Raw genomic sequence first — 20,102 nt, forward strand, 5'->3', positions numbered from 1 at the left:
GAAGAAAAATGACGCTCACCGAGCTCAAGTACATCGTCGCCGTGGCGCGCGAGAAGCATTTCGGGCGCGCGGCCGAAGCCTGCTTCGTGTCGCAGCCCACGCTCTCCGTCGCGATCAAGAAGCTGGAGGACGAGCTGGAGCTGAAGCTGTTCGAGCGCAGCGCCAACGAGGTGTCCGTCACGCCCCTTGGCGAGGAGATCGTGCGGCAGGCCCAGAGCGTGCTGGAACAGGCCGCCGCCATCAAGGAGATCGCCAAGCGCGGCAAGGACCCGCTCGCGGGCCCGCTGCGCCTGGGCGTGATCTACACCATCGGCCCCTACCTGCTGCCGGACCTGGTGCGGCAGGCGATCGCGCGCACGCCGCAGATGCCCCTGATGCTGCAGGAGAACTTCACGGTGCGGCTGCTGGAGATGCTGCGCACCGGCGAGATCGACTGCGCCATCATGGCCGAGCCCTTTCCCGACACCGGCCTGGCGATCGCACCGCTGTACGACGAGCCCTTCCTCGCGGCGGTGCCCAGCAACCATCCGCTGGCCGAACTCAAGACGATCACCGCGGAGGTGCTGAAGCAGGAGACCATGCTGCTCCTGGGCACCGGCCACTGCTTTCGCGACCACGTGCTGGAGGTCTGCCCCGAGTTCGCGCGCTTTTCCAGCGACGCCGAGGGCATCCGCAAGAGCTTCGAGGGTTCCTCGCTGGAAACCATCAAGCACATGGTGGCCGCCGGCATGGGCGTGACGCTGGTGCCGCGCCTGTCGGTGCCCAAGGAGGCCTTCGCCTCGCGGCCCAAGCGGCGCAGCGACGACCAGGCCTTCGTGAAATACATTCCCTTCGATGGCGACCCGCCGAGCCGGCGGGTGGTGCTGGCCTGGCGGCGCAGCTTCACCCGCTACGAGGCGATCGCCGCGCTGCGCAATGCGATCTACGCGTGCGAACTGCCCGGCGTGAAGCGCCTATCCTGACTCCCCCATGAGACCAGCCAAGACAGAGAACGCCGACAAGCCGTACCAGCCCGGCATCTTCGATGCGCCACCCCCGGTGGCGCGCTACGTCCTGTTCAACCTCGCCGACGGCGTGGATGTCCAGGCGATCCGCGACGCGTTCAACCGCGTCTCCCCCTCGTCAACGGCAGCGACGTCGTGGTCGGCATCGGCCCTTCGCTGGTGAAGAAGCTGGGCGCCGAGGTCCCGGGCCTGCACGAGTTTCCCGACTTCTCCGGTGCGCCGGTCAAGGTGCCGGCGACCCCCGGCACGCTCTGGTGCTGGCTGCGCGGCTCGGACCTCGGCGACCTGCTGCACGTCACGCGCAAGGTGCAGAAGGCGCTGGCGCCGGCGTTCGCGATGCGCCACGTGCTCGATGCCTTCAGCCATGCGGTGGGCGAAAGCGGCCACGGGCACGACCTCACCGGCTTCGAGGACGGCACCGAGAACCCCACGGGCGACAAGGCGGAGGAAGCCGCCTTCGCGCACGGCATGGGCCAGGGCCTCGACGGCTCCAGCTTCGTCGCCGTGCAGCAGTGGGTGCACGACCTGGACGCCTTCGAGAAGCTGGGCGACGAGGAGCGCGACCACCACTTCGGCCGGCGGCTGGAGGACAACGAGGAGATCGAGGACGCGCCCGAGACGGCGCACGTGAAGCGCACCGCGCAGGAAAGCTTCGATCCCGAGGCCTTCGTGCTGCGCCGTTCCATGCCCTGGATGCTGGGCATGCAGGCGGGCCTGATGTTCGTGGCCTTCGGCCAGCTCGCACCGGGCCTTCGAGCAGCAGATGCGCCGCATGGCCGGCCTGGACGACGGCATCGTCGATGCGATGTTCAGCATCTCCAAGCCGGTCAACGGGGCCTACTTCTGGTGCCCGCCCATGAAGGAGGGCCGCCTGGACCTGCGGCGGCTCGGCTGCTGATGACGCGGGAGAAGTTCCGCCTCTACCTCGACCTGATCCGCTGGGACCGCCCCGCGGGCTGGCTGCTGCTGCTCTGGCCCTCGTTGTATGCGCTGTGGGTTGCGGCCGGCGGCTTCCCGGGCTGGCACCTGGTCGTGGTGTTCACGCTGGGAACGATCCTGATGCGCAGCGCCGGCTGCTGCGTGAACGACGTGGCCGATCGCGAATTCGACAAGCACGTGAAGCGCACCGCCGGCCGGCCCGTCACCACCGGTGCCGTGTCGGTGCGCGAGGCGCTGGCGCTCGGCGCCGCACTGGCGCTTCTGGCATTCGGCCTGGTGCTGACCACCAACGCGGTGGCGATCGCCTGGTCCTTCGCCGCGCTGGCGATCGCCATTGCCTACCCCTATGCCAAGCGCTTCGTGTCGATGCCGCAGGCGGTGCTGGGCGTGGCCTTCAGCTTCGGCATCCCGATGGCCTTCGCGGCCGCGCAGGGCCGCGTGCCGTTGCTCGCGTGGGTGCTGCTCCTGGGCAACCTGTTCTGGGTGCTGGCCTACGACACCGAATATGCGATGGTCGATCGTGACGACGACCTGCGCATCGGCATCAAGACCTCGGCGATCACGCTCGGGCGTGCCGACGTGGCCGTCGTCATGTCCTGCTACGGCGCCGCCATCTCGGTGTGGGCACTGGCGCTGGTGGGCCGCATCCCCTTGCCGGTGGTGGTGCTCACGGCAGCGGCCGCCGCGGCACAGGCGCTCTGGCACTACACGCTGATCCGCGACCGTTCGCGGGAGGGCTGCTTCAAGGCATTCCGCCTGAACCACTGGCTGGGCTTCACCCTGTTCGCCGGCACGGTGGCCGGCTACGCGCTGCGCTAGGAGTCAGGCCTCTAGCCCCCGGCCGGCACCTCGGTCTTGACCACGCGGATCTGCTGCCGCGCCGGGTCGCTCTCGTGCAGGGCCACCAGGTTCAGGCCGGCGCCTTCCGTGATCACGTGGTAGCCCGCGGCATCCAGCAGCGAGACGAGCTCGTCCAGGTTGGACTTGATCATCTCGGCCATCACGATCGGGCGGCAACGTTGGAGCGTGGCGCGCGCGCCGCGCAGCACGTCGGCTTCCATGCCTTCCACGTCGATCTTGATGAAGTCCAGCCGCTCGAGTTCCAGCGCATCGATGCTCGTCATCGGCGTGCGCACGCAGTCCTGCAGGTCGTACGACACTTCCTGGCCGATGAACTCCGTCTGCGGACGGGGCCGCAGCTCCAGGCTGCCGAAGCTGCCGGGGGACAGGTAGTCCGGCTGCGGGATGTCGATGTGGCCGACCTGTTCGCCCAGCGCCATCCAGCGCGCCGAAGCGTTCCAGCAGTTGTTCAGGGCGATGTTGCCGGCCAGCGCGTAGTACACGTACTCCTGCGCCTCGAAGGAAAGCACGCGGCCCCAGCCGTGCATGTGGCGGGACCACTCCAGGGTGTGCACGCCGATGTTGGCCCCGCCGTCGATGGCGACCACGCCGGGGCCGAAGTTGTTGCGGCGCTGCGTGAGCATCATCAGCGCGAGGTTGACCTCTTCGGGGTCGAAGGCGCTGCGTGTCAGCAGCTGGAAGCCGACGCCGAACTTGTCGCCGCTGTCGTATTCGGCCTGATCGTTGCGGTTCACGATCATGCTGCCGTGGTTGGTGGAAGCGAGGACGTAGGCGATGGGGCGCAGCGGCGAACTCATCGGCCTATCCTAACTTCAGCGGCCGAACTCGTCACCCAGCTCGGCGGCCCGCTTGCAGGCCGCGTGCAGCGCCTTCACGAACGACTGTTGCACGCCGTCACCTTCCAGCGAGGTGAGCGCGGCGTAGGTCGTGCCGCCCTTGGAGGTGACGCGTTCGCGCAGCACCTGCAGCGGCTCGGCCGAGGCCCGCGCCAGCTCGGAGGCGCCGGCGAAGGTGGCCACGGCCAGGCGGCGCGCCTGCTCGGCGCCCAGGCCCATCTCGGTGCCGGCCTGCGTCATGGCTTCCAGGAAGTAGAAGACGTAGGCCGGGCCGGAGCCGGACAGCGCCGTGACCGCGTCGAGGTGGCTTTCCTGCTCCACCCACAGGTGCTCGCCGGTGGTGGCGATCACCTGTTCCACGCGCTCCTTGTCGGCGGCGACCACGCCGGCGCGCGCGTACAGCGCGGTCATGCCCTTGCCCACGAGCGCGGGCGTGTTCGGCATGGAGCGCACGATGCGCTCGGTGCCCAGCCAGGCGGCGATGCTGTCCGAGCGGATGCCGGCTGCGACGCTCAGGTGCAGCGCCTGCCGGACGTGCGCCCTGGCCTGCGCGGCGGCCTCCTTGAAGGTCTGCGGCTTCACCGCCCACACCACCAGGCCGGCCGAGGCCAGCGCGGGCCCGGCGTGCTCCTGGGCGTCGACGCCGAACTGCTGCTTCAGGCGCGCGCGCGCCTCGGCGAAGGGCTCGACCACGGCGACGTTCGCCGGCGCGAGCCCCTGCTGGATCAGCCCGCCGATGATGGCGCTGGCCATGTTGCCGCCGCCGATGAAGGCGATGCGGGAGGTGCTGTCGTTCATGCGGTTTCCTCGTAGGCGAAGGCGGCGAACTGGGTGACCTGCCGCCCGCTGAAGTTGTCGTCGCTGGCCACCACCAGGCAGCGGCGGCCGCCGGGCAGGGCCGGCCCCCAGCACATGGCCTCGGTGTTGTCCAGGCGCGAGAGGCCGAGCTGCGCGAAGTCGGCCACCAGCCGCTTTGCCGCGGGCCGGTACTCGCCGGTGCGCAGGGCAGGCAGGGCCAGCGTGTCGCTGCCCTCGCGCGTGTCGATCTCGTACAGGCGCAGCGAATTGCCCACGCCCAGGCTGAAGGCGCGCTCCAGCACGAGCATGCGCGTGGCGTCGATCATCAGGACTTCGGCCACGCCGTTGTCGGTGAAGCCGCCGGGGATGGCGGGCGGCTGCGGCACCGCGTCCGGCAGGTAGGCGATCTGCCGCAGTGCGCGGCCGCCGGCCACGTCGAAGGCGGTGAAGCGGCAGGGGCCGCCCGGGCGGCCGACGCCAGGCACCGGCCCGTCCTGTTCCAGCGCCGCCTCCATGGCGACCCAGGCCGTGCGCGCGTCGGGCGCGAGGGCCAGGCCCTCGAAGGTGTTGTTGTCGCGTGGGCCGCTGCCCGGGCGCGAAGCGAAGTGCAGGTGCTGGGGCACGACGAAATCACGGACGTGCGATCCGTCGAGCCGCGCCTCGCGCAGTCCCGGGGCTGGTTGACGCGGTAATCGCCCTCGCTGGCCCACAGCAGGCCGCGGCCACCCGGCAGCAAGCGAACCGCCTCGGGATCCACCACCTCGCCGCGCGTGGAGCGGCGCGGATAGGGCTGGCCGTCGGCCTGGCGCAGCGTGACGACGTCGAGCACCTGCACCCGCAGGGCGTCGGCCCGCACCGCGACGTCCAGCGTGTAGAAGCGCGCCGGCTGCAGTTCCGAGCGGTCGTCGCTCAGCGCCACCCAGAGGCCGCTGGCCGGGTCGTGGTCGACGCCGGACAGCCCGCCGACCGTGGTGCCGCGGAAGTCCATGTGGTGCGGCAGGATGGTTTCGCCCAGCAGGCGCAGCCGCGAGGACCGCCGCCGGCCGGGACGATGGCGCGCGGCGCGCAGCCGGTGACGGCCGCGGCGCACAAGGCGGCCGCGCCACGCAGCAGGCGGCGGCGGGAAGGGGAGGCGACGGGCGGAAACACCATGGGAGCGGCAGTTTAGTGCCATGCGTTACGCTGCGCCCCCATGAAATACGTCTTGGCCCTGGACCAGGGGACGACCAGTTCGCGCGCGATCGTGTTCGACCAGGAGGCACGCGTCGTGTCGGTGGCGCAGCGGGAATTCCGGCAGGTCTTCCCGCAGCCGGGCTGGGTGGAGCACGACGCCCGCGAGATCTGGGCCACGCAGCACTCGGTCGCGCTGGAAGCCATGGAACGTTCCGGCGCCTCTGCCGGCGACTTCGTGGCGCTGGGGATCACCAACCAGCGGGAAACGACGGTGCTGTGGGACCGGGCGACCGGCCTGCCGGTGGCCAACGCCATCGTCTGGCAGGACCGCCGCACGGCGCCGCGCTGCGATGCGCTGCGCGCCCAGGGCCGCTCCGCACGCATCCAGCAGAAAACCGGGCTGGTGATCGATGCCTATTTTTCCGGCACCAAGCTGGAATGGCTGCTGGACAAGGTGCCGGGCGTGCGCGCCCGCGCCGAGGCGGGCGACCTGGCCTTCGGCACCATCGACAGCTGGCTGGTCTGGAACCTCACCGGCGGCCGCGTGCATGCCACCGACCCGAGCAATGCCTCGCGCACCATGCTGTTCAACCTGCATACGCAGGATTGGGACGAGGAGCTGCTGGCGCTGCTGAATGTCCCGCGCGCAGTGTTGCCGGACGTGGTGCCCTCCAGCGGCGTGATCGCCGAAACGGAGTCCTCCCTGTTCGGCGCCGCGCTGCCGATCGCGGGCATGGCCGGCGACCAACAGGCGGCCACCTTCGGCCAGGCCTGCTTCGCGCCCGGCATGGCCAAGAACACCTACGGCACCGGCTGCTTCATGCTGATGAACACCGGCGCGCAGCCGGTGGCCAGCCGCAAGCGCCTGCTCACCACCGTGGGCTGGCAGGGCCCGGCGGGGGCGCACCGCACCGCCTATTGCCTGGAGGGCAGCGTCTTCATGGCCGGGGCGACCGTGCAGTGGCTGCGCGACGGCCTGCAGGTGATCCAGTCGGCGGCCGAAGTCGAATCGCTCGCGGCGCAGGTGGACGACACCGGCGACGTGTACCTGGTGCCGGCCTTCGCGGGGCTGGGCACGCCGGACTGGGACGGCTACGCGCGCGGCACGCTGGTGGGCATGACCCGCGGGACGACGACGCGCGCGCACATCGCGCGGGCGGCCCTGGAGGCCATTGCGTTGCAGTCCGCCGACGTCTTCGGCGCCATGGCGAAGGATGCGCGCATTCCGCTGCGGGAATTGCGGGTGGACGGCGGCGCTTCGCGCAACAATCTGCTCATGCAGATGCAGGCGGATTTCCTGGGCGTGCCGGTGGTGCGCCCGCAAGTCACCGAGACCACGGCGCTGGGCGCCGCCTACCTCGCGGGACTGGCGACCGGTTTCTGGAGCGGCGCCGACCAGATCTCTTCCCAATGGCAGGCCGATCGCCGCTTCGAGCCGCGCCTGCCCGAGGGTGAGCGGGTGGCCAAGCTCGCGCGCTGGCGCGAGGCGGTGGAGCGCGCGAAGGGCTGGGCCCGCCCTTGAACGACGTTGCCATGACCCGCGCCGTGCCGGCACGGCGCGAGGACCTGTTGGCGCGCCTGGCGCAGGGCGGCACCTGGGACCTGGCCGTGGTCGGCGGCGGCGCCACCGGCCTGGGCGTTGCGCTCGACGCCGCAGCGCGTGGCCTGCGCGTGGTGCTGCTGGAGGCGCACGACTTCGCCAAGGGCACTTCCTCGCGGGCCACCAAGCTGGTCCACGGCGGCGTGCGTTACCTGGCGCAGGGGAACATCGCCCTGGTGCGCGAGGCCCTGCAGGAACGCACGACGCTGCTGAAGAACGCGCCGCACCTGGCGCAGCCGCTGCCCTTCGTGATGCCCTCGTACAAGCTGTGGGAGACGCCCTTCTACGGCATCGGCCTGAAGATGTACGACGCGCTGGCGGGCTCCGCGGGCCTGGGCCCCACCGAATTCCTCAGCCGCCGGCAGACGCTGGCCTGCCTTCCGACCGCCCGGCCCGACGGCCTGAAGGGCGGCGTCAAGTACTGGGACGGCCAGTTCGACGACGCACGGCTGGCGCTGGCTCGCGCGCACGGCCGCCAGCCGCGGTGCACTGGTGGTGAACTACTGCCGGGTCACGGCGCTCCAGCACCGGGACGGCAAGCTCACCGGCCTGACCTGCCGCGACGCCGAGACCCAGCGCGAATTCACGGTGCGCGCGACCTGCGTGGTGAACGCCACCGGCGTCTGGGTGGACGAACTGCGGCGCCTGGACGCCGAGGCCACCGGCCGCCAGGTCAGGCCGATGGTGGCGCCCAGCCAGGGCGTGCATGCGGTGGTGGACCGCGAGTTCCTCCCCGGCAACCACGCCCTGATGGTGCCCAAGACCGCGGACGGGCGCGTCCTGTTCGGCGTACCGTGGATGGGCAAGCTCATCCTGGGCACGACCGACACGCCTCGCGGCGACCTGCCCAAGGAGCCGCGTCCGTTCCGCGAGGAGCTGGACTTCATCCTGAGCGAGGCCGGCCGCTACCTGGTCCGGGCCCCGCGCCAGGAGGACATCCGCAGCCTGTGGGTCGGCCTGCGGCCGCTGGTCAAGCCGGTCGGCGACGACGGCGAGCCGACCAAGGCGCTGAGCCGCGAACACACGGTGCTGGTGAGCCGCAGCGGCCTGGTCACGGTCACTGGAGGCAAATGGACGACCTACCGCGCGATGGCCGAGGACGTGCTGGAAAAATGCTTCGATGCCGGGCTCCTGGCGAGGAGTCCGGCGGGAGTGACCGCTGACTTGCGATTGGTCGGGGCGCCTGCGCCCGGGGCCGTGGCCACGTCGATCAGCGCGGCTCCCGGCCTGCATCTGTATGGCACCGAAGCCGGCGAGGCGGACGCCCTCCAGGGCAGCCAACGCCACCTGGGCGGCGGCCTGACGGCGGCGATGGTGCGCTTTGCCGCCCGCTATGAATATGCGCGGACGGTGGAAGACGTGCTGGCCCGCCGCATGCGCCTGCTGTTCCTGGACGCCCGGCTGGCGGCCTCGCTGGCCGCCGAAGTCGGCGATCTGCTGCGCCAGGAAACCGGGGCGGATCCCCAGGCCGAAGCCTTCCGCGAACTGGCCGCGAGCTACCTTCGCATGCCAGTTTGACCAGGAACAATGTAGGAGGCGTTTGACAACGCCTGCACATCTGCCATAATCGCGGGCTCGCCTTTTTCGAGGTGAGCTTCTACCCATACGAAGTTCCGGCCAGCGCGCAAGTCGCGACCGGGGCGACGGCGGGACCAAGACTGCCCCGATGTCCTGATGGATTGTCCTTCAGGGTGCGTTCGGGACAAGTTGGGAACAATTGAAATGATCCAGACTGAATCTCGGCTCGAAGTCGCCGACAACACCGGCGCGAAGTCCGTCCTGTGCATCAAGGTGCTCGGGGCTCCAAGCGCCGCTACGCCAGCGTCGGCGACGTCATCAAGGTGAGCATCAAGGAAGCCGCTCCGCGGGGTCGCGTCAAGAAAGGCGAGATCTACAGCGCAGTGGTGGTCCGCACCGCCAAGGGCATCCGCCGCGGCGACGGCTCCCTCATCAAGTTCGACGGCAATGCCGCCGTGCTGCTCAACAACAAGCTGGAGCCCATCGGCACCCGCATCTTCGGCCCGGTCACGCGTGAACTGCGTACCGAGAAGTTCATGAAGATCGTGTCGCTGGCCCCGGAAGTCCTGTAAGGAAGACCCCGCCATGAACAAGATCCGCAAGGGTGACGAAGTCATCGTCCTGGCCGGCAAGGACAAGGGCAAGCGCGGCCGCGTGGCCCTGCGCAAGGACGACCAGTACCTGGTCGTCGAGGGCCTCAACCTGGTGAAGAAGCACACCAAGCCCAATCCCATGAAGGGCACCACCGGCGGCATCGTGGAGAAGGCCATGCCGATCCACCAGTCCAACGTGGCGATCTTCAATTCCGCCACCGGCAAGGCTGACCGCGTGGGCATCAAGGTCGACGGCGACTCGCGCAAGCGCGTGTTCAAGTCCTCCGGCGAAGAAATCAAGGTCTGACCATGTCCCGTCTGCAACAACACTACCGCGAGAAGGTCGCTCCCGAGCTGGCCGCGAAGTTCGGCTACAAGTCGCCGATGCAAGTGCCGCGCATCACCAAGATCACGCTGAACATGGGCGTGAGCGAGGCCGTGGCGGACAAGAAGGTCATGGACAACGCCGTGGGCGACCTGACCAAGATCGCCGGCCAGAAGCCCGTGGTGACCAAGGCCAAGAAGGCCATCGCCGGCTTCAAGATCCGCGAACAGCAGGCCATCGGCACGATGGTCACGCTGCGCGGCGCCCGCATGTACGAATTCCTCGACCGCTTCGTGACGGTTGCCCTGCCCCGCGTGCGCGACTTCCGCGGCGTGTCGGCCCGTGCCTTCGACGGCCGCGGCAACTACAACATCGGCGTCAAGGAACAGATCATCTTCCCGGAAATCGAGTACGACAAGGTCGACGCGATCCGCGGGCTGAACATCTCCATCACCACCACGGCCAAGACCGACGAAGAGTGCAAGGCACTGCTCGCGGGCTTCCGTTTCCCGTTCAAGAACTGAAGGTACAACGTGGCTAAAACTGCTTTGATCCAACGCGAACTGAAGCGCGAAAAGCTGGTCGCCCAGTACGCGAAGAAGTTCGAGGAACTGAAGGCCGTCATCAACGACGCGAAGAAGAGCGACGACGAGCGCATGGCCGCGCGCCTGGCGCTGCAGAAGCTGCCGCGCAACGCGAACCCCACGCGCCAGCGCAACCGCTGCGAAATGACCGGCCGTCCGCGCGGGACCTTCCGCCAGTTCGGCCTGGCCCGCGCCAAGATCCGTGAGCTCGCCTTCAGCGGCGACATCCCCGGCATCACCAAGGCCAGCTGGTAAGCCAGGGCAGGAGATTCAGATATGAGCATGAGTGATCCCATCTCCGACCTGCTGACGCGTATCCGTAACGCGCAGATGGTCTCCAAGGCGACCGTGAGCGTGCCCTCTTCCAAGGTGAAGGTGGCCATCGCCCAGGTGCTGAAGGACGAGGGTTACATCGACGGCTTCCAGGTGAAGAGCGAGAACGGCAAGTCCGAGCTCGAGATCGCCCTGAAGTACTACGCCGGCCGTCCGGTGATCGAGCGTATCGAGCGCGTGAGCCGCCCCGGCCTGCGCGTCTACAAGGGCAGCGCCGCCATTCCCCAGGTCATGAACGGCCTCGGCGTGGCGATCGTGACCACGCCCAAGGGCGTGATGACGGACCGCAAGGCGCGCGCTACCGGTGTCGGTGGCGAAGTGCTGTGCTACGTCGCCTAAGGGAAGGATAGGAACATGTCCCGAGTCGGAAAAATGCCGGTCGCCGTCCCCCAGGGCGTCGACGTGGCCGTCAAGGATGACCAGATCAGCGTCAAGGGCAAGGGCGGCCAGCTGTCGCTCGCGCAGAACGCGCTGGTCAAGGTGAGCAACGAAGGCGGCAAGCTGACCTTCGTCGCCGCGAATGATTCGCGCGAAGCCAACGCCATGAGCGGCACCATGCGCCAGCTGGTGAACAACATGGTGCAGGGCGTGACCGCCGGCTTCGAGAAGAAGCTGTCGCTGGTCGGCGTGGGCTACAAGGCCGCCGCCCAAGGCAACAAGCTGAACCTCACGGTGGGCTACTCGCACCCCGTGAACATCGAAATGCCCGCGGGCATCACGGTGGCCACCCCGACCCCGACGGAAATCGTGGTCAAGGGCGCCGACCGCCAGCGCGTGGGCCAACTGGCCGCCGAGATCCGAGCCGTTCGTCCGCCCGAGCCCTACAAGGGCAAGGGCATCCGCTACGCGGACGAAAAGATCGTGATCAAAGAGACCAAGAAGAAGTAAGGAGCATGACGATGTTGACCAAGAAGGAACAGCGTCTGCGCCGTGCGCGCCAGACCCGCATCCGCATCGCCACGCAGGGCGTCGCCCGCCTGACGGTGAACCGCACCAACCTGCACATCTACGCGAGCCTGATCTCCGACGACGGCTCCAAGGTGCTGGCCACTGCGTCCACCGTCGAAGCCGACATCCGCAAGGAACTCGGCGGCTCCGGCAAGGGTGCCACCGTCGCCGCCGCCCAGTCTGTGGGCAAGCGCATCGCCGAGAAGGCGAAGGCCGCCGGCGTCGAGAAGGTCGCCTTCGACCGCGCCGGTTTCGCCTACCACGGCCGCGTCAAGGCGCTGGCCGAAGCGGCCCGCGAAGCCGGCCTGCAGTTCTAACGGACACGGAAACTCGATATGGCAAAGATCCAAGCGAAGACGCAGGGTGACGGTCCGGAAGACGGCCTGCGCGAGAAGATGATCGCGGTGAACCGCGTCACCAAGGTGGTGAAGGGCGGCCGGATCCTCGGTTTCGCCGCACTGACCGTGGTCGGCGACGGCAACGGCAAGGTCGGCATGGGCAAGGGCAAGTCCAAGGAAGTGCCGCTGGCCGTGCAGAAGGCGATGGAAGAAGCGCGCCGCAACATGACCAGCGTGACGCTCAAGAACGGCACCATCCACCACAGCGTGTTCGGCCACCACGGTGCCGCCCGCGTGATGATGGCTCCCGCTCCCAAGGGTACCGGCATCATCGCCGGCGGCCCGATGCGCGCCGTGTTCGAAGTGATGGGCATCACCGACATCGTGGCCAAGAGCCACGGTTCGACGAACCCGTACAACATGGTCCGCGCCACGTTCGACGCGCTGAAGAACGCCACGACCCCCGGTCAGGTGGCGGCCAAGCGCGGCAAGTCGGTCGAAGACATCTTCGCCGCCTAAGGAGTACGCAAATGGCGAACGAACAACAGAAGACGGTGAAGGTGCAGCTGGTGCGCAGCCCCATCGGCACCAAGCAGTCCCACCGCGACACCGTGCGCGGCCTGGGCCTGCGCAGGCTGAACTCGGTCAGCGAACTGCAGGACACCCCTGCGGTGCGCGGCATGATCAACAAGGTCGACTACCTGGTGAAGGTGCTCTGACATGGAACTGAATACCATCAAGCCCGCCGAAGGCTCGAAGAAGGCGCGTCGCCGCGTCGGCCGCGGCATCGGCTCCGGCCTGGGCAAGACCGCCGGCCGCGGCCACAAGGGCCAGAAGTCCCGCGCGGGCGGCTACCACAAGGTCGGCTTCGAAGGCGGCCAGATGCCGCTGCAGCGCCGCCTGCCCAAGCGCGGTTTCAAGTCGCAGAACCTGAAGTTCAACGGCGAAGTGACGCTGGCGGACCTGGAGATCCTCGGCCTGGCCGAAGTGGACCTGCTGGCGCTCAAGACCGCCAAGCTGGTCGCGCAGATCGTCCAGAACGTCAAGGTCATCAAGACCGGTGAACTCAAGCGCGCCGTCAAGCTGACGGGCATCGGCGCAACCGCGGGTGCCAAGGCTGCCATCGAGGCAGCCGGCGGCTCCCTGGCGTAAGCGTTGAAAGGCGTACGTGGCAACTAGCGCAGCCCAGATCGCGAAGACCGGCAAGTTCGGCGACCTGCGTCGCCGGCTGGTGTTCCTGCTGCTCGCCCTGGTGGTCTACCGCGTCGGGGCGCACATCCCCGTGCCCGGCATCAACCCGGACCAGCTCGCGCAGCTGTTCAAGGGCCAGCAGGGCGGCATCCTGAGCCTGTTCAACATGTTCTCGGGTGGCGCGCTGAGCCGGTTCACGGTGTTCGCGCTGGGGATCATGCCGTACATCTCGGCTTCCATCATCATGCAAGCTGCTCACCTACGTGGTCCCCACGTTCGAGCAGCTGAAGAAGGAAGGCGAGGCCGGCCGGCGCAAGATCACCCAGTACACCCGCTACGGGACGCTGGGCCTGGCGCTGTTCCAGTCGCTGGGCATCGCGATGGCGCTGGAAGGCTCCGCCGGCCTGGTGATGAACCCCGGTTTCGGCTTCCGCCTGAACGCCGTGGTCAGCCTGACGGCCGGCACGATGTTCCTGATGTGGCTGGGCGAGCAGATCACCGAGCGTGGCCTGGGCAACGGGATCTCGATCCTGATCTTCGCGGGCATCGCCGCGGGGCTGCCTTCGGCGATCGGCGGGCTGCTGGAACTGGTGCGCACCGGCGCGATGGGACCGCTCGTGGCGATCTTCATCGTGCTGACCGTGGCCCTGGTGACCTACTTCGTGGTGTTCGTGGAACGCGGCCAGCGCAAGATCCTGGTCAACTACGCGCGCCGCCAGGTGGGCAACAAGGTCTACGGCGGCCAGTCCTCGCACCTGCCGCTGAAGCTGAACATGGCCGGCGTGATCCCGCCGATCTTCGCGTCGTCGATCATCCTGCTGCCGGCGACGGTGGTGAGCTGGTTCTCGACCGGAGACAGCATGCGCTGGCTCAAGGACATCGCGGCGACGCTGAGTCCCGGACAACCGATCTACGTGATGCTGTATGCCGCGGCGATCGTGTTCTTCTGCTTCTTCTACACGGCCCTGGTGTTCAACAGCCGGGAGACCGCGGACAACCTGAAGAAGAGCGGCGCCTTCGTTCCGGGCATCCGGCCGGGCGAGCAGACGGCGAAGTACATCGACAAGATCCTGGCGCGTCTGACGCTGGCGGGTGCGATCTACATCACCTTCGTCTGCCTGCTGCCGGAGTTCCTGATCCTGAAGTACAACGTGCCGTTCTATTTCGGCGGGACCTCGCTGCTGATCATCGTGGTGGTCACGATGGACTTCATGGCGCAGGTGCAGAACTATCTGATGAGCCAGCAGTACGAGAGCCTGCTGAAGAAAGCGAACTTCAAGACTTCACTCGGTGGCTGATGCCGCATGTCGAAAGACGATGTCATCCAGATGCAGGGGAGGTGGTCGAAAACCTCCCGAATGCAACCTTCCGGGTGAAGTTGGAAAACGGGCACATGGTGCTCGGACATATTTCGGGAAAGATGCGGATGCACTACATCCGCATCCTGCCGGGTGACAGGGTCACCGTGGAATTGACGCCCTACGACTTGTCGCGGGCACGGATCGTGTTCCGCAGCAAGTGAGCGGATTGGAAAAGGTTTAGGAGAGAACAAATGAGAGTTTCGGCTTCCGTCAAGAAGATCTGCCGCAACTGCAAGATCATCCGCCGCAAGGGCGTGGTCCGCGTGATCTGCACCGATCCGCGTCACAAGCAGCGCCAGGGCTGAGAACAGGTTTAGAGGAAAAGACATGGCACGTATCGCCGGCATCAACATTCCGCCGCACCAGCACGCCGAAATCGGCCTGACCGCGATCTTCGGCATTGGCCGCACGCGCGCTCGCCAGATCTGCGAAGCGACCGGCATCCCCTATTCCAAGAAGGTGAAGGACCTGACCGACGCCGACCTGGAGAAGATCCGCGACCAGATCGCCCAGTTCACGATCGAGGGCGACCTGCGCCGCGAGACGACGATGAACATCAAGCGTCTGATGGACATCGGCTGCTACCGCGGCTTCCGTCACCGCCGCGGCCTGCCCATGCGCGGCCAGCGCACGCGCACCAACGCCCGCACCCGCAAGGGTCCGCGCAAGGCGGCGCAGGCGCTCAAGAAATAAATCGTCGAAAGAGATAAGACATGGCCAAGGCTCCTGCCAACAACGCCGCGCAGCGTGTGCGCAAGAAGGTCCGCAAGAACGTGAACGACGGCGTCGCCCACGTGCACGCGTCCTTCAACAACACGATCATCACGATCACCGACCGCCAGGGCAATGCCCTGTCGTGGGCGTCTTCGGGCGGCCAGGGCTTCAAGGGCTCGCGCAAGTCCACCCCCTTCGCCGCCCAGGTGGCGTCGGAAGTGGCCGGCCGCGCCGCCATGGAGCAGGGCATCAAGACCCTGGACGTCGAGATCCGCGGCCCCGGCCCGGGCCGCGAGTCGTCCGTGCGTGCGCTGGCCGCGCTGGGCATCCGGATCAACTCGATCTCGGACGTCACGCCGGTGCCGCACAACGGCTGCCGTCCGCAGAAGCGTCGTCGTATCTAAGCTTTAGCTCACGCTAAGCCCACCGCCGGCGGCGCACGCGCTGCCGGCTCCCGCGGCAACTGGCCGCGGTAGTCATTTGAAGGAAAGTAAAAGTGGCACGTTACCTCGGCCCCAAGGCCAAACTCTCCCGCCGTGAAGGCACCGACCTGTTCCTGAAGAGCGCCCGCCGCGCCATCAGCGACAAGGCCAAGTTCGACTCAAGCCCGGCCAGCACGGCCGCACTTCCGGCCAGCGCACGTCCGACTTCGGCCTGCAAGCTGCGCGAGAAGCAGAAGGTCAAGCGGATGTACGGCATCCTGGAAAAGCAGTTCCGCCGCTACTTCGAGGAAGCCTCCCGCCGCAAGGGCAACTCCGGCGCGAACCTGCTGTTCCTGCTCGAGTCCCGCCTGGACAACGTCGTCTACCGCATGGGCTTCGGCTCCACCCGCGCCGAAGCGCGCCAGCTGGTGAGCCACAAGGCGATCACGGTGAACGGCCAGGCGATCAACATCCCGTCGTACCAGGTCAAGGCCGGCGACGTGGTCGCGGTGCGCGACAAGTCCAAGAAGCAGAACCGCGTGGTCGAGGCGCTGCAACTGGCCACCCAGGTCGGCATCCCGGCCTGGATCGAAGTGAACGTGGACAAGGCCGAAGGCACCTTCAAGAAGGTCCCGGACCGCGACGAGTTCGGTGCCGACATCAACGAATCGCTGATCGTCGAACTGTATTCCCGCTAAGCCGTTTCGAGTTTTTCTAGTTCCCAACCGCCGGGCACGGCGGTTTGGGCGCTTCACCAGCCTTACCGGTGTAACGAGCCGGGGGTATTGAGAGGAAGTCCTGCATGCAAACCAACCTGCTGAAACCCAAATCCATCAACGTGGAACAGCTTGGCACCAACCGCGCCAAGGTGACCCTGGAGCCGTTCGAGCGTGGCTACGGCCATACGCTGGGCAACGCGCTGCGCCGGGTGCTGCTCTCGTCGATGGTCGGGTACTCGGCGACCGAGGTGACCATCGCCGGCGTCCTGCACGAGTACTCGTCGATCGACGGCGTGCAGGAAGACGTCGTGGGCATCCTGCTGAACCTCAAGGGCGTGGTGTTCAAGCTCCACAACCGCGACGAGGTGACCCTGTCGCTGCGCAAGGACGGCGAAGGCATCGTGACGGCCGCCGACATCCAGACCCCGCATGACGTCGAGATCATCAATCCCGACCACGTGATCGCCACGCTGTCGCAAGGCGGCAAGATCGACATGCAGATCAAGGTGGAGAAGGGCCGCGGCTACGTGCCGGGCACGATGCGCCGCTACGGCGACGAGCCGACCAAGTCGATCGGCCGCATCGTCCTCGACGCCTCGTTCTCGCCGGTCCGCCGCGTGAGCTACACCGTGGAAAGCGCGCGTGTGGAACAGCGTACCGACCTGGACAAGCTGGTGATGGAGATCGAGACCAACGGTGCGATCACCGCCGAAGACGCCGTGCGTGCCTCCGCCAAGATCCTGGTGGAACAGCTCGCCGTGTTCGCGCAGCTGGAAGGCTCGGAACTGGCCGCGTTCGACGCGCCGGTGCAGCGCAGTTCGCAGCAGTTCGACCCGATCCTGCTGCGCCCGGTCGACGAACTCGAACTGACGGTGCGTTCCGCGAACTGCCTGAAGGCCGAGAACATCTATTACATCGGTGACCTGATCCAGCGCACCGAGAACGAGCTGCTGAAGACCCCGAACCTGGGGCGCAAGTCGCTCAACGAAATCAAGGAAGTGCTCGCCTCGCGCGGCCTGACCCTTGGCATGAAACTGGAATCCTGGCCGCCTGCCGGCCTCGACAAGCGTTAATCAACCAATGGTGAACTGGCAGTACCTGACACGGCTGCCTTTAGATAAGGAAAGGAACACACCATGCGTCACGGACACGGTCTCCGCAAACTGAATCGCACGAGCGAGCACCGCCTGGCGATGCTGCGCAACATGATGAATTCGCTGATCGAGCACGAGGTCATCAAGACCACGGTGCCGAAGGCGAAGGAACTGCGACGCGTCATCGAGCCGATGCTCACGCTGGGCAAGGAGCCGACGCTGTCGAACAAGCGTCTGGCCTTCGACCGCCTGCGCAATCGCGACAACGTCGCCAAGCTGTTCTCCGAACTCGGCCCGCGCTACAAGGCGCGCCCGGGCGGCTACACCCGCATCCTGAAGATGGGCTTCCGCGTCGGCGACAACGCGCCGATGGCGCTGGTCGAACTGGTGGACCGTCCCGAGCCCACCGAAGCTGCCGGCACCGAGCAGCAGGCGGCCGAATAAGTTATAATTTCCCTTCTGACGCGCGGTGGAGCAGCCTGGTAGCTCGTTGGGCTCATAACCCAAAGGTCGCAAGTTCAAATCTTGCCCGCGCAACCAATTCAAAAGCCTTCTTCGGAAGGCTTTTTTGTTGCCCGCGTCATCGCGCAGCAAGCCTCGGCCGCTAAGTTCCGTGCGCGGGGCGCGGTGCCCCGGCGAAGGGGCACCATGCAAGTCGTCCACACCATCGCAGCGCTGCGCGAGCGGCTTGCGGGCTCTCGCGCCCCGGCCTTCGTCGCCACCATGGGCAACCTCCACGACGGCCACATCGCGCTGGTGCACAAGGCCAAGCTCCTGGGCGACGTGACGGTGGCCAGCGTGTTCGTCAACCGCCTGCAGTTCCTGCCGCACGAGGACTTCGACAGCTACCCGCGCACGCTGGAGGCCGACGCCGCCAAGCTCGCCGATGCCGGCTGCGACCTGCTGTTCGCCCCGAACGAGCGCGAGCTCTATCCGCAGCCCCAGGCCTTCAAGGTCGTGCCCGATCCTGCGCTGGCCGACCTGCTCGAAGGAGAGTTCCGCCCGGGCTTCTTCACCGGCGTGTCCACCGTGGTGATGAAGCTGTTCCAGTGCGTGCAGCCGCGCGTGGCGCTGTTCGGCAAGAAGGACTACCAGCAGCTGATGGTGATCCGGCGCATGGTGCAGCAGTTCGCCATGCCGATCGAGATCGTGGCGCACGAGACCCTGCGCGCGGAAGACGGCCTGGCGCTGTCGTCGCGCAACGCCTACCTGTCGCCGGAACAACGCCAGGAGGCGGTCCAGCTGTCGCGCGCGCTGGCGCGGATGGCGCAGCAGCTTCGCGGCGGCGCCGCAGTCGCGGCGGTCGAGGCGGAAGCGATGGCCACGCTGGCGCAGCGTGGCTGGCAGCCCGATTACATGACGGTGCGCAGCCGCAACGACCTGCAGCCGCCGGGCGCAGGTGAACCGGTCGTCTTGCTGGGCGCCGCGCGCCTTGGCAGCACCCGGCTGATCGATAACCTCGAAGCCTGAAGTGGGATCGCGATCCTGAGTATGCTGCGGCTCCCCGAACAGGAGCCCGCATGGCCGATCTCAGCGCCTTTCCCATCACGAAGAAGTGGCCGGCGCGCCACCCCGACCGCATCCAGCTCTACTCGCTGCCCACGCCCAATGGCGTGAAGATCTCGATCGCGCTGGAAGAACTCGGCCTGCCCTACGAGCCGCATCGCGTCGCCTTCGACAGCAACGACCAGACCTCGCCCGAGTTCCTGTCCCTCAACCCCAACAACAAGATCCCGGCCATCATCGATCCGCAAGGGCCGGGCGGAAAGCCGCTCGCGCTGTTCGAGTCGGGCGCGATCCTGGTGTACCTGGCGGAGAAGTCCGGCAAGCTGATCCCGCAGGACGCGGCCGGGCGCTACCACGCGCTGCAGTGGGTGATGTTCCAGATGGGTGGCATCGGCCCCATGTTCGGCCAGCTCGGCTTCTTCCACAAGTTCGCCGGCAAGGACTGGGAGGACAAGCGCCCCCGCGACCGCTACGCGAGCGAGGCGAAGCGCCTGCTCGGCGTCCTCGACAAGCACCTGCAGGGCAAGCAATGGGTGCTGGGCGATGCCTACAGCATCGCCGACATCGCGATCTTCCCCTGGGTGCGCAACCTCGTGGGCTTCTATGGCGCGGCGGACCTGGTCGGCTTCGCCGAGTTCAAGCAGGTGCAGCGCGTGCTCGACGCCTTCGTGCAGCGGCCGGCGGTGATCCGAGGCCTCGACATCCCGCCCAAGCCCGCGGGCTAGCCTCAGGCCGTCGCCGCGTAGTCGAGCGCGAGCTCGCCGTCGGTGACGGGATCCAGAACGTCTTCGAGCGTCGGCAGCAGCGCCATGGTTTCCTTCTGGATGTGGGAGACCTGGCGCTCCACGAGCTCCAGCGTGATGAGGCGCAGCCGGTCCCAGCACTCTCGTCGATCGATGCTGCCGGCGGCCGCCTCGCGCGCGAGCGGGACCAGTTCCGCGGCCGCTTCGCGGATCGCCTCGTGTTCCTCCTGCAGCAAGCTGGCCATCGCGCCGTCGCCCGCATCCGCGATGCGCGGGAACAGCTGCTCCTCCTCGAAGCGGAAGTGCCGGCCGATGTCGTGCTCCATGGCGTGTGCGAACTCCAGCAGCAGGCGCGTGATCTGAGGCGTCACGGCAGGCGCGCGGCCGATCGCCTGTTCCATGCGCGAGAGCAGATCGAGATTGGCGCGGTGCTCCTCGTCCAGCATCCGGCCGACCTGGGTGGTGGTCATGGGCAGCTCCTTGCAGTGAATACCGGTATCAA

At 67.4% G+C, this 20,102-nt stretch carries 24 protein-coding genes, 1 tRNA gene and 6 pseudogenes; 26 read left to right on the top strand and 5 right to left on the bottom strand.

The annotated features are described in order from the left end of the window. Positions 1–8: 8 nt before the first annotated feature. The 3 genes and pseudogenes from HK415_RS20045 (at position 9) to ubiA (ending at position 2,762) form a co-directional block, all read left to right on the top strand. Entirely contained in the window at positions 9–962 is a 954-nt protein-coding gene (locus HK415_RS20045) for a LysR substrate-binding domain-containing protein (RefSeq protein ID WP_171562317.1), read from the top strand. Between the two features lie 7 nt (positions 963–969). Then, positions 970–1,902 (top strand): annotated as a pseudogene (locus tag HK415_RS26630) (Dyp-type peroxidase). Then, positions 1,902–2,762, top strand: a complete 861-nt coding sequence (gene ubiA, locus HK415_RS20055) for a 4-hydroxybenzoate octaprenyltransferase (RefSeq protein ID WP_171562319.1) — start codon at positions 1,902–1,904, stop codon at positions 2,760–2,762. The pseudogene HK415_RS26630 and the gene ubiA overlap by 1 nt, the downstream one beginning before the upstream one ends. An 11-nt stretch (positions 2,763–2,773) precedes the next feature. On the opposite strand, the gene HK415_RS20060 is transcribed toward ubiA, so the two are convergent. The 4 genes and pseudogenes from HK415_RS20060 to HK415_RS26635 form a co-directional block, all read right to left on the bottom strand. Continuing rightward, positions 2,774–3,601 carry an FkbM family methyltransferase gene (locus tag HK415_RS20060; RefSeq protein WP_171562321.1) on the bottom strand — a complete coding sequence of 276 codons (828 nt, stop codon included), beginning with the start codon at positions 3,599–3,601 and terminating at the stop codon, positions 2,774–2,776. 15 nt (positions 3,602–3,616) lie between these two features. Then, the gene (gene proC, locus HK415_RS20065; RefSeq protein ID WP_171562323.1) at positions 3,617–4,438 is read right to left on the bottom strand and encodes a pyrroline-5-carboxylate reductase; all 822 of its coding nucleotides are present in this window, start codon (positions 4,436–4,438) and stop codon (positions 3,617–3,619) included. Then, positions 4,435–5,061 (bottom strand): esterase-like activity of phytase family protein, encoded by a 627-nt coding sequence (locus tag HK415_RS25625; protein WP_309246770.1) that lies wholly within the window; start codon positions 5,059–5,061, stop codon positions 4,435–4,437. The genes proC and HK415_RS25625 overlap by 4 nt, the downstream gene beginning before the upstream one ends. A 113-nt stretch (positions 5,062–5,174) precedes the next feature. After that, positions 5,175–5,612 (bottom strand): annotated as a pseudogene (locus HK415_RS26635) (esterase-like activity of phytase family protein); the annotation flags it as partial. Between the two features lie 18 nt (positions 5,613–5,630). On the opposite strand from HK415_RS26635, the gene glpK reads away from it, so the two are divergent. From glpK to HK415_RS20185, 23 genes and pseudogenes are all read left to right on the top strand, one after another. After that, positions 5,631–7,133, top strand: coding sequence for a glycerol kinase GlpK (gene glpK / locus HK415_RS20075; protein ID WP_171562325.1), 1,503 nt, complete (start codon positions 5,631–5,633; stop codon positions 7,131–7,133). Between the two features lie 11 nt (positions 7,134–7,144). After that, a pseudogene (locus tag HK415_RS20080) lies at positions 7,145–8,729 on the top strand (glycerol-3-phosphate dehydrogenase/oxidase). A 204-nt stretch (positions 8,730–8,933) separates the two neighbouring features. After that, a pseudogene (rplN, locus tag HK415_RS20085) lies at positions 8,934–9,301 on the top strand (50S ribosomal protein L14). A 13-nt stretch (positions 9,302–9,314) separates the two neighbouring features. Then, positions 9,315–9,629, top strand: a complete 315-nt coding sequence (gene rplX, locus HK415_RS20090; protein ID WP_171562327.1) for a 50S ribosomal protein L24 — start codon at positions 9,315–9,317, stop codon at positions 9,627–9,629. 2 nt (positions 9,630–9,631) lie between these two features. Then, a complete protein-coding gene (gene rplE, locus HK415_RS20095) occupies positions 9,632–10,171 on the top strand; it encodes a 50S ribosomal protein L5 (protein ID WP_171562329.1) in 540 nt (179 codons plus the stop codon). A 9-nt stretch (positions 10,172–10,180) separates the two neighbouring features. Next, on the top strand, positions 10,181–10,486 hold the full coding sequence (gene rpsN, locus HK415_RS20100; protein ID WP_171562338.1) for a 30S ribosomal protein S14: 306 nt from the start codon (positions 10,181–10,183) through the stop codon (positions 10,484–10,486). Positions 10,487–10,507: 21 nt separating this feature from the next. After that, entirely contained in the window at positions 10,508–10,903 is a 396-nt protein-coding gene (gene rpsH / locus HK415_RS20105) for a 30S ribosomal protein S8 (protein WP_171562340.1), read from the top strand. Between the two features lie 15 nt (positions 10,904–10,918). Next, on the top strand, positions 10,919–11,452 hold the full coding sequence (rplF, locus tag HK415_RS20110; protein WP_171562342.1) for a 50S ribosomal protein L6: 534 nt from the start codon (positions 10,919–10,921) through the stop codon (positions 11,450–11,452). An 11-nt stretch (positions 11,453–11,463) separates the two neighbouring features. After that, the gene (rplR, locus tag HK415_RS20115) at positions 11,464–11,829 is read left to right on the top strand and encodes a 50S ribosomal protein L18 (protein ID WP_171563571.1); all 366 of its coding nucleotides are present in this window, start codon (positions 11,464–11,466) and stop codon (positions 11,827–11,829) included. Between the two features lie 18 nt (positions 11,830–11,847). Further along, the gene (rpsE, locus tag HK415_RS20120) at positions 11,848–12,369 is read left to right on the top strand and encodes a 30S ribosomal protein S5 (RefSeq protein WP_171562344.1); all 522 of its coding nucleotides are present in this window, start codon (positions 11,848–11,850) and stop codon (positions 12,367–12,369) included. A gap of 11 nt (positions 12,370–12,380) precedes the next feature. Continuing rightward, positions 12,381–12,569, top strand: coding sequence for a 50S ribosomal protein L30 (rpmD, locus tag HK415_RS20125; protein WP_171562345.1), 189 nt, complete (start codon positions 12,381–12,383; stop codon positions 12,567–12,569). A 1-nt stretch (position 12,570) separates the two neighbouring features. Beyond that, positions 12,571–13,002, top strand: coding sequence for a 50S ribosomal protein L15 (gene rplO, locus HK415_RS20130; protein WP_171562347.1), 432 nt, complete (start codon positions 12,571–12,573; stop codon positions 13,000–13,002). 16 nt (positions 13,003–13,018) lie between these two features. After that, positions 13,019–14,339: pseudogene (gene secY, locus HK415_RS20135) on the top strand (preprotein translocase subunit SecY). 6 nt (positions 14,340–14,345) lie between these two features. Further along, a pseudogene (gene infA / locus HK415_RS20140) lies at positions 14,346–14,563 on the top strand (translation initiation factor IF-1). 30 nt (positions 14,564–14,593) lie between these two features. Then, positions 14,594–14,707 (top strand): 50S ribosomal protein L36, encoded by a 114-nt coding sequence (rpmJ, locus tag HK415_RS20145; protein WP_011481465.1) that lies wholly within the window; start codon positions 14,594–14,596, stop codon positions 14,705–14,707. A 22-nt stretch (positions 14,708–14,729) separates the two neighbouring features. Next, positions 14,730–15,095 carry a 30S ribosomal protein S13 gene (rpsM, locus tag HK415_RS20150; protein ID WP_171562359.1) on the top strand — a complete coding sequence of 122 codons (366 nt, stop codon included), beginning with the start codon at positions 14,730–14,732 and terminating at the stop codon, positions 15,093–15,095. A gap of 20 nt (positions 15,096–15,115) precedes the next feature. After that, entirely contained in the window at positions 15,116–15,520 is a 405-nt protein-coding gene (gene rpsK / locus HK415_RS20155; RefSeq protein WP_171562366.1) for a 30S ribosomal protein S11, read from the top strand. 92 nt (positions 15,521–15,612) lie between these two features. Further along, positions 15,613–16,236 carry a 30S ribosomal protein S4 gene (rpsD, locus tag HK415_RS20160; protein ID WP_309246771.1) on the top strand — a complete coding sequence of 208 codons (624 nt, stop codon included), beginning with the start codon at positions 15,613–15,615 and terminating at the stop codon, positions 16,234–16,236. 104 nt (positions 16,237–16,340) lie between these two features. Beyond that, positions 16,341–17,330 carry a DNA-directed RNA polymerase subunit alpha gene (locus tag HK415_RS20165; protein WP_171562368.1) on the top strand — a complete coding sequence of 330 codons (990 nt, stop codon included), beginning with the start codon at positions 16,341–16,343 and terminating at the stop codon, positions 17,328–17,330. A 63-nt stretch (positions 17,331–17,393) separates the two neighbouring features. Further along, on the top strand, positions 17,394–17,795 hold the full coding sequence (gene rplQ, locus HK415_RS20170; RefSeq protein WP_171562370.1) for a 50S ribosomal protein L17: 402 nt from the start codon (positions 17,394–17,396) through the stop codon (positions 17,793–17,795). Positions 17,796–17,814: 19 nt separating this feature from the next. After that, positions 17,815–17,891, top strand: a tRNA-Met gene (locus HK415_RS20175). Between the two features lie 108 nt (positions 17,892–17,999). Then, positions 18,000–18,821, top strand: coding sequence for a pantoate--beta-alanine ligase (gene panC / locus HK415_RS20180; protein ID WP_171562372.1), 822 nt, complete (start codon positions 18,000–18,002; stop codon positions 18,819–18,821). Positions 18,822–18,871: 50 nt separating this feature from the next. Beyond that, on the top strand, positions 18,872–19,582 hold the full coding sequence (locus HK415_RS20185; protein WP_171562374.1) for a glutathione S-transferase N-terminal domain-containing protein: 711 nt from the start codon (positions 18,872–18,874) through the stop codon (positions 19,580–19,582). Positions 19,583–19,584: 2 nt separating this feature from the next. On the opposite strand, the gene HK415_RS20190 is transcribed toward HK415_RS20185, so the two are convergent. Continuing rightward, complete coding sequence (locus HK415_RS20190) at positions 19,585–20,070, bottom strand: hemerythrin domain-containing protein (RefSeq protein ID WP_171562384.1); 486 nt, start codon at positions 20,068–20,070, stop codon at positions 19,585–19,587. Between the last annotated feature and the right edge of the window lie 32 nt (positions 20,071–20,102).

The sequence above is a fragment of the Ramlibacter montanisoli genome, assembly GCF_013087525.1.
Classification (GTDB): Bacteria; Pseudomonadota; Gammaproteobacteria; order Burkholderiales; family Burkholderiaceae_C; genus Ramlibacter; species Ramlibacter montanisoli.